The 10216-nt window shown below is 71.3% G+C and carries 10 protein-coding genes; 8 read left to right on the top strand and 2 right to left on the bottom strand.

Going from position 1 to position 10216, the window contains the following annotated elements:
- The first annotated feature begins 337 nt into the window (after nt 1-337).
- The 4 genes from ACFV6D_RS24475 to ACFV6D_RS24460 all read left to right on the top strand — a co-directional run bounded on the left by ACFV6D_RS24475 (nt 338) and on the right by ACFV6D_RS24460 (nt 3987).
- Nucleotides 338-1204: an LLM class flavin-dependent oxidoreductase gene (locus tag ACFV6D_RS24475; RefSeq protein ID WP_380561115.1), complete on the top strand. Its 867-nt coding sequence runs from the start codon at nt 338-340 to the stop codon at nt 1202-1204.
- Nucleotides 1205-1453: 249 nt separating this feature from the next.
- On the top strand, nt 1454-2323 hold the full coding sequence (locus ACFV6D_RS24470; RefSeq protein ID WP_380561114.1) for a HEAT repeat domain-containing protein: 870 nt from the start codon (nt 1454-1456) through the stop codon (nt 2321-2323).
- A 76-nt stretch (nt 2324-2399) separates the two neighbouring features.
- Nucleotides 2400-2825 carry a VOC family protein gene (locus tag ACFV6D_RS24465; protein WP_380561113.1) on the top strand — a complete coding sequence of 142 codons (426 nt, stop codon included), beginning with the start codon at nt 2400-2402 and terminating at the stop codon, nt 2823-2825.
- Nucleotides 2826-3054: 229 nt separating this feature from the next.
- Complete coding sequence (locus tag ACFV6D_RS24460; protein ID WP_380561112.1) at nt 3055-3987, top strand: chitinase; 933 nt, start codon at nt 3055-3057, stop codon at nt 3985-3987.
- On the opposite strand, the gene ACFV6D_RS24455 is transcribed toward ACFV6D_RS24460, so the two are convergent.
- Nucleotides 3954-4625: a TetR/AcrR family transcriptional regulator gene (locus ACFV6D_RS24455; RefSeq protein WP_380561111.1), complete on the bottom strand. Its 672-nt coding sequence runs from the start codon at nt 4623-4625 to the stop codon at nt 3954-3956. The two genes, ACFV6D_RS24460 and ACFV6D_RS24455, sit on opposite strands and share 34 nt — an antisense overlap.
- A 63-nt stretch (nt 4626-4688) precedes the next feature.
- Here ACFV6D_RS24455 and ACFV6D_RS24450 point away from each other — a divergent pair, with 63 nt between their 5' ends.
- Nucleotides 4689-5177: an SRPBCC family protein gene (locus ACFV6D_RS24450; RefSeq protein ID WP_380561110.1), complete on the top strand. Its 489-nt coding sequence runs from the start codon at nt 4689-4691 to the stop codon at nt 5175-5177.
- A gap of 111 nt (nt 5178-5288) precedes the next feature.
- On the opposite strand, the gene ACFV6D_RS24445 is transcribed toward ACFV6D_RS24450, so the two are convergent.
- On the bottom strand, nt 5289-6788 hold the full coding sequence (locus ACFV6D_RS24445) for an alpha/beta hydrolase family protein (protein WP_380561129.1): 1500 nt from the start codon (nt 6786-6788) through the stop codon (nt 5289-5291).
- 445 nt (nt 6789-7233) lie between these two features.
- Between ACFV6D_RS24445 and ACFV6D_RS24440 the strand changes: the two genes are divergently transcribed.
- From ACFV6D_RS24440 to ACFV6D_RS24430, 3 genes are all read left to right on the top strand, one after another.
- On the top strand, nt 7234-8355 hold the full coding sequence (locus ACFV6D_RS24440) for a sensor histidine kinase (protein WP_380561109.1): 1122 nt from the start codon (nt 7234-7236) through the stop codon (nt 8353-8355).
- Nucleotides 8352-9014 (top strand): response regulator, encoded by a 663-nt coding sequence (locus ACFV6D_RS24435; RefSeq protein ID WP_380561108.1) that lies wholly within the window; start codon nt 8352-8354, stop codon nt 9012-9014. The genes ACFV6D_RS24440 and ACFV6D_RS24435 overlap by 4 nt, the downstream gene beginning before the upstream one ends.
- Nucleotides 9015-9156: 142 nt before the next feature.
- Nucleotides 9157-10074: a phosphatase PAP2 family protein gene (locus ACFV6D_RS24430; RefSeq protein ID WP_380561107.1), complete on the top strand. Its 918-nt coding sequence runs from the start codon at nt 9157-9159 to the stop codon at nt 10072-10074.
- Nucleotides 10075-10216: the final 142 nt, after the last annotated feature.

The following is a 10216-nucleotide window of genomic DNA, read 5'->3' as shown; positions in this document are numbered from 1 at the left end:
CACCGTTGATTTGGGTGAAACCTGTGGACCTTGCGAAGGTTGGTTAAAGGATGTTATATGGCTCGGTAAACCAGCCCCGGGTCAGGATTGGCGTACTTCTCGAAGGCTTGACCCCTGTGATACGTTCCAGGCGAAGGTGCACCGGATCCGCGTCATCGAGTGCGTGCGACGAGCGGACACCCCTTATTTCGACACGGTTCGAAAGGGTCCGACAGGAGCGGGAAATCCTGTGGATCACGGACCTGAAGTCGGTATTCAGCTGGCTCTCGCCAATTCATCGACCACCTGCCCGGCGGGCGGCCGTGCCCAGCAGGCAATATCTCGACAGGGAGGTCTCATGGGTCTGCAATTCGGCTTCTGTTTCGGTACCTCGTTGCGTCATGACGTGACGCGGGACCACTTGTGGAAATTGCTCGACGTGGTGGAGCAGTACGGATTCGATTCGTTCTGGTTCTACAACAACAACGGGGACGGCATGCCCCCGCCGCTTGAGCTGGCACGGGAAGTGGCCCACCGGACGTCCGCGCTGGTCTTCGGTCCGCACGTCCTGGTCGCCGCCGGCCTGGAACCTTCCGCGGTGGTCCGCGAACTGACCGACCTGTACCGGCGGTCGAACGGCCGGTTCGTCGCCCAGCTCGGCATCGGCGGCCCCCGCGAGGCCCTCATCCGGGACCCCGCCGAGGCGGCCGCCGCCCTGGAGGACATCCTGCGCCGCCTGCGCCGCCTCGTCGGGGAGTCCGCCGGGGAAGCCAGCGGCAGCGGCCCGACCGGGGTGCCGCCCGTCTGGCTGGGCGGAGGCCGGGAGAGGACCGTACGGCGCGTCGCCGCCCTCGCGGACGGCTGGGTCCCCGCGTTCATCACCCCCGCCGAGTACCGCCGGCGCCTGAAGGTCCTGGACGAGGAGCGGCAGCACCTCGGCCGCACCGAGCACATCACCCGCGCGGTGCAGCTCGTCTACGTGCCGCCCGCCATCGACACCCCCGAGCTCCGGCGCGAGCTGGACGCCGAGGTCTCGGCCCACAAGCAGGGCTGCACCAGCCGCGACGTCTATGCCGTCGGCGGCGACCGGGCGTTGCGCGAGCGCCTGGCCGAGTTCGCGGACGTCGGCGTCGAACACGTCATCCTGGTCCCCGCCCGCGCGGTCCCCGACTGGGAAGCCGAGATCGCCCGGCTCCACCACACCGTCACCACGTCGTTCGGCTAGCACGTCCGTGGCTGCGCGGCTCCGTGGCTCCCGGTTCTCCCTCGCCGAAGCGGCGCTTCACCGGTGGCGGGCCCTGTCACGGGTCCGCCATCACGTCCGCAGTCGGAGTCGTCGGCCGGTTCGACGTCCTTCTTGGTTTGTCGGGAAGTGCCCCCGCAATGAACGATAGTTGAGCAACCGGGCGGCGCCGTCCGGCGGAGAAGGTGCCCACCCTGACCCGCTGCTCCACTGAAAGCTGGCCGACTCCCCATGGACCTGGCACACGAGGCGATCGACGGCCTCCTCACGGACTACCTGTATGGGGACGACCGCGCCCTCGACAGCCTGCTGGCAGCGGGGCCGGCGAGTCTTCGTCGGCTCCTCGCCATTCGGGCGGGCCGGGCCGAGCCGGGCTGGGACATGGCGGAGATCGTGCGCCGCGACCGGGACGACTACCGGCGCCCCTTGGAAGCGCAGATACACCTTGCCCGTGCCTTCCCGGACACCTTCTTCGACGAGGTTGCGGAGGACCCTGCGCAGGAATCGGCACTCATGGAGACGCTGGAGTACATCAAGGATCCGCGAGCCCTGCCGTTCCTGGAACGCCAACTGCGCACCCGTAGCCCGGAGTACCGCCGTCGAGCGCTGCGGGGTCTGGCCGAGAACGGTTCGGCCGATCACACCGAGGCCGTCGCCGCGTGCCTGGCGGATCCCGAGACGCGGTCCGAAGCGGTGGACACGCTGGCGCGGCTGGGTGACGTCCGTGCGGTCGGGCCGTTGCTGCGCGAGCACCTGGCGGACGACTCCTCGTTCGCCCGGTGTGCCGGAGCAGCCCTCGACCAGGTCGAGCAGCGCATCGGCGGGCCGCTGGTACCGCCGGTCTGGCGCGAGCTGGGGCCGGCGGTGTTCACCGCGCAGGCCGTGATGGGCGTGCCGTGGTGCGTGGCCGAGGTTCTGGTGGAGCCCGGTCAGACGGTCCGGGGCGGCGAACTCATGGCCGTCCTGGAGAACGACGCGATCTGCCAGGAGCTGATCGCGGACTGGCCCGGCACGGTCACGGAGGTCCGGATCGCGGTGGACGACGAAGTTCCTGAGGGGGCCGTCCTGCTCGTTGTCCAGTCCCGTCGCCGGATCGGCTAGCCGAGGTTCCGGCCTCCCGTCAGCATGCTTATTCCTGACGGGAGATGAGCAAGAGACCCCCTGTTATGGTGCGCTTATGTCATTGATCAAGAAGTTCCAAGTCACCTTCGACTGCGCGGAACCCCGGCGGGTCGCCCGCTTCTGGTGCGAGGTGCTGGGGTACGAATCGCCGTCGCCGAAGGGGTTCGCCACCTGGGACGAGTACGACCGCTCCCAGCCTGTCGAGGACCGGGGTTCGTGGTCAGCCTGCATCGACCCCTCAGGTGTGGGCCCGCGACTGTTCTTCCAGCGCGTTCCCGAGGGCAAGGTCGTCAAGAACCGGGTGCACCTCGACGTGCGGGTCGGCACCGGGCTCGTGGGCGAGGAGCGCCTCGCCACGCTCGAAGCCGAGTGCACCCGGCTGCTCGCGCTCGGCGCGGTACGCGTCCAACTGCTCTACGACGGCACCGATTCGTGCATCGTGATGCAGGACATCGAGGGCAACGAGTTCTGCGTCGACTGAGCCTGCCCCGAACCGGCGAGGCGGGGAGCCCGTCGGGCCGAGCGCGACACCGACCTCGCCGGCCTCGACCCGGCGGGCCGGGCCGATGGGCGGCGGCGGTGGTACGGGGCTGGCGGAGTGGAATTCCAGGACGCGTGGTGGGAATACGCACGACCCTCCCGGGCGGGGCGGCACGCTTCCTGGTGACCCACAGCAGGGCTGTGGCCGAGCACTCAGGAGGAACCCGCCCATGAGCAGTCACGGACACCCGGACGGGGTGCGAGGCACCTCTCCCGCGGCGAAGGCGTCGGCGAGCCGTCACGTCGTCGCGTTCTACCAGACCGGCACGACCACGGGTGACCCCGGCAGCCAGTACGTCTCCCCGGTGCCCCTGATCGGTCACGCGGACGTGGTGGAGGTGGCCGCGTTCCACCTCAACGATCCCGCCCAGTACCCGATCCTCACCCTGAACGACGACCCGCCCTCCGCGGCCAAGTACGTCCCGATGTGGCGTGACATCGCCTCGGTGCAGGCGAAGGGCGTCAAGGTCACCGCGCTCCTCGGCGGCGCCGCGCAGGGGACGTACGGGCTGCTCGACAAGGACTTCGGCATGTACTACCCGCCCGTCCGCGACGCCCTCAGGACGTACCGGCTGGACGGCATCGACCTCGACGTCGAGGAAGCGTTCCACGAGGCGACCGCCGAGAGGCTCATCCGTCAGCTGCGCTCCGACTTCGGGCCGGACTTCCTGATCACTTTTGCCCCGGGGCCCGGCGAGCTCACCGTGCCCGAGGGCGGCAACCTCCCCTTCCTCGACTACCGCACGCTCGAGAAGCAGGTCGGCCCCCTGATCCGCTGGTACAACACCCAGTTCTACTGCGGCAACGGCAGCCTCGCCGACACCGCCGACTACGACGCGGTCATCCGGAACCAGTTCCCCGCGTCCAAGGTCGTCGCCGCCGGCATCACCAACGACAACCTGGACTGCGAGGGCTACGTCGACATGCCGGTCCTCCAGCGGACCCTGCGCGCTCTTGCCGACAAGTACCCGGACTTCGCCGGTGCCGCGGGCTGGGAATACGCGCTCTCCCGCAACGTCGACGGCCCCAACTGCCCCACCGGCCCTGCCAGCTGGTACTGCGCCGTCCGTCAGGCGCTCGTCGCCCCGGCGGCCAAGGCCTGACGGTGTAGCTCCGCGGAGGTCTCCGGCTTGGTGGCATCCGACCGCGGAGCCTCCACGCCGGCCAGCAGGGCCGTCGTGCATTCCTCGGTGAGGTCTTCCGCGTGCGGTGGCAGCGGTTGCCCGGCGCGCAGATGGCGGCGGACCACGGACAGCGGCAGGTCGATCAGGGCCAGGGTGATGCGCTCGTGGTCCTGGGGGCCCGCCGCGCCGAGGGTTTCGGCGAGGGAGCCGATGGAGTCGAGCACGCGTTGGTTGCCGAGGTCCGCGCGCTCCTTGTGTTCCTCGGACCAGCCGGCGCGGCCGAACTCCTCGGCGCCGTAGAGGAGGAGCGAGGCTTCCTGCGGGTGGGCGCGGCTCCAGGAGATGACGTGCCGGGCGACCGCGCGGGCGGCCGGGTGGGGGTCGGGGGCGCTGCCGAGTGCGGCGAAGTGCCCCTCCTGGAAGCGCTCCACGGTCCGCAGCCACACCTCGGCGAGCAGGGCCGTACGGCCGGGGAAGCGGTGGTACATGGACCCGCTCGGCGCGCCGATCGCCTGGGCGACGGCGGACATGGTCACGCCGGCCGGCCCGGCGGAGGCGGCCAGCCGGACGGCGGCGTCGAGGATCTGGTCGGTGTCGAATCGGGGTGGTCTCGCCATGAATCAGAGGGTACCCTCCAGATTATTAGAGGATGGTCTCTAATAATCTGAAGGGGAGGACGCATGGGCGTCTACAACGTGCACGAGCGCCTGCTGGCCGCCAAGGCGAGCGAGGTGGGCGCGCTCGTCGACAGCCTGTCGGGCGGCTCGGCGGACCGGCTCTGGGCGCACGCGAACTGGCCCGCGATGGAGTTCGACCGCCCACTGGCGGTCGGCGCGACCGGCGGCCACGGCCCGGTCCGCTACACGGTCACCGCGTACGTGCCCGGGGTCTGGGTCCGCTTCACCTTCAGCGGGCCGCGCGGATTCCACGGCTTCCACGAGTTCACGGTGCTGCCCGTCGACGAAGAACGCACCCTGCTGCGGCACACCCTCGCGATGAAGGCCGGCGGCCTGGAGCGCCTGACCTGGCCGGCGGCCTGGCGCCCGATGCACGACGCCTGCCTGGAGGACGGCCTGGACCGCGCCGAGCTCGCCTGCACGGGCACGGTGGCCCGCCCGGCCCGCTGGACCCCGTACGTACGCCTGCTCCGCGCGTTCGCACACAGGTGAACAACGACACGGGGCCGCCTGCCGGCGGTTTCGAGCGCGGCCCTCCGGCCGATGATCTCGTCTGATCTCGCCGTCCTCGTCCGGCAGGCGTACGTGCCCCGGAACAGCTGGTCAGCGGCTGCTGTCCGGGCGGTGGACGGTGAGGTTGCCGTAGGCCGGCAGAACGCCGGCCAGGTCGCCGGGCTTGTCCCGCAACGTGCCGTCCAGGAAGGCGAGGGTGGCCGCGGCGACGACGCGCGGGCTCTCGGAGCGGCCCAGGGAGCCGACGATCGAGGGCACGGGCGGCAGATACAGGGGGCCGTCCATGAACGTGAGATGTGCGGCGCCGGGGATGGTGAGCCGATAGCTCGTCGCGGTGCTGGACTTGAGCGCCTCGGTGAGGCGGGGCAGGTAGCGCGGGTCGGTTGCCGGGGTGACGGCCTGGGTGAGCGCGAGCGTCGGCTGGTCGAGGGCGGGGGAGGTGGGGCCGTGGGGGAAGCCGTCCAGATCGATGACGGCGTGGAAGCGGCGGTCCTGCCGGGCTGCCTGGAGGGCGGCGGCACCACCCATGGAGTGTCCGGCCACCGCGACCCGGCCGGTGTCCAGGTGTCCGCTCAGCGGGTCGGCGGTCTCACCCCGGTCCAGACCGTCCAGCTGGGTGAGGACGAAGCCGAGGTCGGCGGCCCGAATCGCTGTCCAGTCGGCCGCCAGTTTCTCGTCCTGGTCCGGGTCGCCGGTGGAGGTGGTCTCGGTGGTGATCGTCCGGCCGTCGGAGAGGACGACGGCGGCGGAGTCGTACGGGTGGTCGAGGGCGGCGACCACGTAGCCGTGGCTGGCCAGTTCCTCCGCCCAGGCGGTGTTCTGGGTGCGTACTCCGCCCGACCCGGGAGAGAACAGGACGACGGGGAACCGCCCCCGCCCGCCGTCCACCGGGGCGTCGAATACAGAATGGGTGTGGGCACGCGGAACACCGTCGACCAGGAAACCCGGCAGGCCGACCTGGTGGGCGAGGGCGTCGGAGACGGTGCGCGCCTCGTGCTCCGTGCGTCCGAGGTACTGGGCCCGCTGCGTGCCGGCGGGGCTCTTCTGTGCGGGGTACCAGAGCTGGACCACGACCGTGCGCCGGTCGTCCGGATCGGTGGTGAAGGTCTCGGGGCGGTGCGGGTCGGTCCACTGGACCAGGCGGGTGCCGACCGCGAACTCGCCTGTCGGGGTGGGGAATTCGGGTACAGGAAGGGCCCACGCGGCCGCCGGGCCCGCGGCGATCAGGCCGACGCAGGCCATCGATCCCGGCAGCGCCAGCCACCAGCGGGCCCGCCACGCGGGTCGGCCGGGACGGCGCCGGAGCGGCCGCAGCAGGGGGGAGAGGGCGAACGGCAACGCGAAGGCGGCGCCTGCCAGGACCGGCAGCATCTGCCAGCGGATCCCCGTCACGCTCAGCAGGATCGCGGACAGTACGAGAACGGCTCCCGCCGCGATCGTGACGCGTGGACGGGCGGAGGGGGGAAGCCAGCGCGCCGTCACCAGTGCGATGGCGCCCAGCAGGGCAAGGATTTCCAGGGGGGACATGTACAGCCCCGTGATGATCTCGGTCACCAGGCCATATTCGGCGCCGGGTACGCGCTGCCACATCGATCCCGGGTCGCCGTCGTGTGCCACCGGGGTCGCAATCCGTGGCAGCTCCCGGTGCGACCGGAGTGGCAATCGAGCACGCCGGATCGGCGGCCGCCCTACGACCACGGGAGGTAGCGGGACTCCTCCTGCGGTCGTACCTCGGCACGGTGCCATCAGACGGTGGACGCATGTGCTCCCTGGGGCCCGCGCCCTACCGTGACAGGGCCGCCTGCACGCGGTGGAGGCCCCGGCCGGGGCCACCATGACGCCGAATCGACAGGGACGTGTGATGACCGAGGCGGCCGCGGAACCCGGCGATGCCTACCGGGATCGGGTGCGGGCGTTGACGCGGGTGCGGTGGGCGAGGACGGCCTCACGGCTGACGAGATACACCGACCTGGCCTCCGCACGAGCGGCGCGACTGGTGACAGCCGCCGGGCGCCGGTGCTCTCGGCTGCCGCCCATGGTGTGGGACGCGCTGCTGCCGACGCTTCTCCTGCTCAACATCGTGACCACCCACGCGCCGCATGAGCTGCCGGTGGCCGTCGCCCTCACCGCCGCTCTCGCGCTGCCCCTGCTGTGGCGGCGCCGGGCCCCGCTCACGGTGTTCGGCACCGTGGCAGCCGCGGCCTTCGTCCAGTGGCTGACGGACGTCCAACTCCCGGCGGACGTCTGCCTGTTGGTGGCCCTCTACACGGCAGCCGCGAACTCGGGCCGGCGCGGCACACTCGTCGCCGGTGCCGTCGTGGAGGCAGGGGCTCTGCTGGCCTGCCTGCGCTGGGCGACGGAAGGCGCATTCCTGACCCCCTTCGTCGCGGTCACCGCGATGGTCGTCGCCGCCGCCGTCCTGGGTGTGAACGTGCGGACCACGCGCGCCTACCTCGCGGCCGTGGAGGAACGGGCCGCACGCCTGGAGCAGCAACAGGAACAGCAGGCGCGACTGGCCGTCGCCGAGGAGAGGACACGTATCACCCGGGAGATGCACGACATCGTCACCCACAACCTGTCCGTCATGGTCGCGCTCACCGACGCCGCCGTCTACGCGCAGCACCGGTCGCCCGACAAGGCCACCACCGCGATGCTCCAGATCTCCGAGACGGGCCGGCAGGCCCTGACCGACATGCGGCGCTCGCTGGGCATCCTGCGGACCGACGAACCGGACGCGGAACGCCACCCGCTACCCGGCATCGCCCAACTGGAGGCCCTCGCCGACCAGATGTGCGCCGCCGGGCTGCCGACCCGCATCGAGGTCCAGGGCGGCCACACCCACATACCCGCCACCGCACAACTGACCGTCTACCGCCTGGTACAGGAAGCCTTGACCAACACCCTCAAACACACACCCGCCGGCACACGCGCGAAGGTCCGGATACGGTGCTCGACCGGGACCGTCACCGTGGACGTCACCGACAGCGGCCCCCGCCCGCCGCTTCCCGGCGCCACACCGTCCGGCCACGGCATCCCCGGCATGCGCGAGCGCTCGGCCGCCTACGGGGGGACGTTGCGGGCCGGACCGCTTCCGGGTGGCGGCTGGGGAGTCCACACCCGCCTCCTCCTCGACAGCGGCGGAGCGGCGTCCGCATGACGATCCGCATCCTGATCGCCGACGACGAAGCACTGCTCCGGATGGCCTTCAGCACGGTCCTGGAGGCCCAGCCCGACATGGCACCGGTCGGCGAAGCCGCGGACGGCGCCCAGGCCATCCGCCTCGCCCGGGAGCTGCGCCCCGATGTCGTCCTCATGGACGTCCGGATGCCCGGGATCGACGGGATCGAGGCGACCCGGCAGGTCATCCGGATCTCCCCGCAGAGCAGAGTGCTGATCCTCACCACCTTCGACCTGGACGAATACGCCTTCGCCGGACTCAGCGCCGGAGCCTCGGGCTTCCTGCTGAAGAACACCAGGCCCGAGGAACTGCTCACCGCGATACGCAGCGTCGCCGGGGGCGACGCGGTGGTGTCCCCGCGGGTCACCCGCCGCCTGCTGGAGCACCTGCGCCCGCACATCCCGGACGGCAGCAGCGCCGACCCCGACGACCGGCTGGGCCGACTCAGCGCCCGTGAACGCGAGGTGCTCGTCCAGGTGGGCTGCGGCCTGTCCAACACGGAGATCGCGGCCGTCCTGTACCTCGCGGAGGCGACCGTGAAGTCCCATCTGGGGCGAATCCTGCACAAGCTCGAACTCCGCGACCGGATACAGGCGGTGGTCTTCGCCTACGAGAGCCGCCTCATCCACCCCGCATGACGCCGCCGAGCGCCTCGCCGCCGCCCGCCCCGGGTCCGGTGTCGGGACGGGAACCGTGACGTCGCCGTCGGCGTCCCCGTTCAAACCAAGTCGTCTACGACCAGGGCTCGCGGCTCCCTGAGTTCCGAGCAGAAAGACAGTGATGACTCAGCAAGATCACCAGGCCCTGCCCGCACCCGGGCCGGACGCCTCCGGTCGGGCCCCGGGAACCACGGCCGGAGGGGGACCTTCGCGGTCGATACGGCCGTGGCTGCCGGCCTTGCTGTGCGCCCTGGGGTTCCTGGCGGTCTACCTGCTCGCCGTCTGGACCCCGTTCGGGCAACGGGGGGAGAACTCCCTGATGAACGGGAACGGCGGCGAACCGGCGTGGATCTACGACTGGTCGGGGTCGACCTTCGACTCGGCGGCCATGCCCCCGCTGGAGTTCACCGCCCTGCCCACCCTGGTCGTGGGGATGGCCGTGATCGTGGTCGTCGCCCTGGTGCGGCGGTGCTGGTGGCAGGGCTGCGCGGCGATCGGGGTCGTCCTGGGCACGTTCGGGGGCACCGAGGTGTGCAGCAAGATGGTCCTGCCCCGCCCCGACCTGGTGAACGCGCCCGCCATGCTCACCGAGGTGAGCTTCCCCAGCGGGCACGCGGCCGTCCCCATCGGGCTGGTCCTCGGCGCCGCCCTCGTCGCCTCCCCGCGCCTGCGCCCCTACGTCACCGCGGTCGGCATGCTGTGGCTCACCGTCACCGCCGGCGCCGTGCAGGCGCTCTACCACCACCGGCCCAGCGACGTGCTGGGGGCCGCGCTGCTGGGCTGCGCCTGTTACGGTCTCGCGCTCTGGCTGCTGCCGGCCTCCGCCGCACCGGGCGTCGCGCGCAGCCCCCGGGCTCTGCCGGCCGTCGCCCTCGTCCTGTCGGCGGCCGCCGCGCTCGCCGCCGGCGCGCGGGACGACTCCGTCACGGGACCGCTGATCTTCGCGGCGGCGGCCTTCCTGTGCGCGGCCCTGGTCTGGTGCACCGTGGTGGCGGGACCTGCCCGCGTCGCGCGTCGAACGCGGCTGGCCGTGGGCTGACCGTCCGGCACGTTGTCCGGGCGATGGGCCGGGGCCGTGGGGGGGGGCGTGGGGGGTTTGCCGCCCGGGGGCGCGGGTCCAAACGGGTGGGGGGGTTGGATTTAAAAAAAAGAAGCAGCCCCCCACAAAAAAACTGTATTTA

It is taken from the genome of Kitasatospora sp. NPDC059812 (genome assembly GCF_042732075.1).
GTDB lineage: Bacteria > Actinomycetota > Actinomycetes > Streptomycetales > Streptomycetaceae > Kitasatospora.
The sequence above is the reverse complement of the archived record's forward strand: the minus strand, read 5'-3'. Positions and strand labels throughout refer to the sequence as shown.

What these genes read in the sequence shown, in the direction of transcription:
- ACFV6D_RS24475 (WP_380561115.1), top strand. Translation starts at nt 338, where the DNA reads ATGGGTCTGCAATTCGGCTTCTGTTTCGGTACCTCGTTGCGTCATGAC.
- ACFV6D_RS24470 (WP_380561114.1), top strand. Translation starts at nt 1,454, where the DNA reads ATGGACCTGGCACACGAGGCGATCGACGGCCTCCTCACGGACTACCTG.
- ACFV6D_RS24465 (WP_380561113.1), top strand. Translation starts at nt 2,400, where the DNA reads ATGTCATTGATCAAGAAGTTCCAAGTCACCTTCGACTGCGCGGAACCC.
- ACFV6D_RS24460 (WP_380561112.1), top strand. Translation starts at nt 3,055, where the DNA reads ATGAGCAGTCACGGACACCCGGACGGGGTGCGAGGCACCTCTCCCGCG.
- ACFV6D_RS24455 (WP_380561111.1), bottom strand. Translation starts at nt 4,625, where the DNA reads ATGGCGAGACCACCCCGATTCGACACCGACCAGATCCTCGACGCCGCC.
- ACFV6D_RS24450 (WP_380561110.1), top strand. Translation starts at nt 4,689, where the DNA reads ATGGGCGTCTACAACGTGCACGAGCGCCTGCTGGCCGCCAAGGCGAGC.
- ACFV6D_RS24445 (WP_380561129.1), bottom strand. Translation starts at nt 6,788, where the DNA reads ATGTGGCAGCGCGTACCCGGCGCCGAATATGGCCTGGTGACCGAGATC.
- ACFV6D_RS24440 (WP_380561109.1), top strand. Translation starts at nt 7,234, where the DNA reads ATGGTGTGGGACGCGCTGCTGCCGACGCTTCTCCTGCTCAACATCGTG.
- ACFV6D_RS24435 (WP_380561108.1), top strand. Translation starts at nt 8,352, where the DNA reads ATGACGATCCGCATCCTGATCGCCGACGACGAAGCACTGCTCCGGATG.
- ACFV6D_RS24430 (WP_380561107.1), top strand. Translation starts at nt 9,157, where the DNA reads ATGACTCAGCAAGATCACCAGGCCCTGCCCGCACCCGGGCCGGACGCC.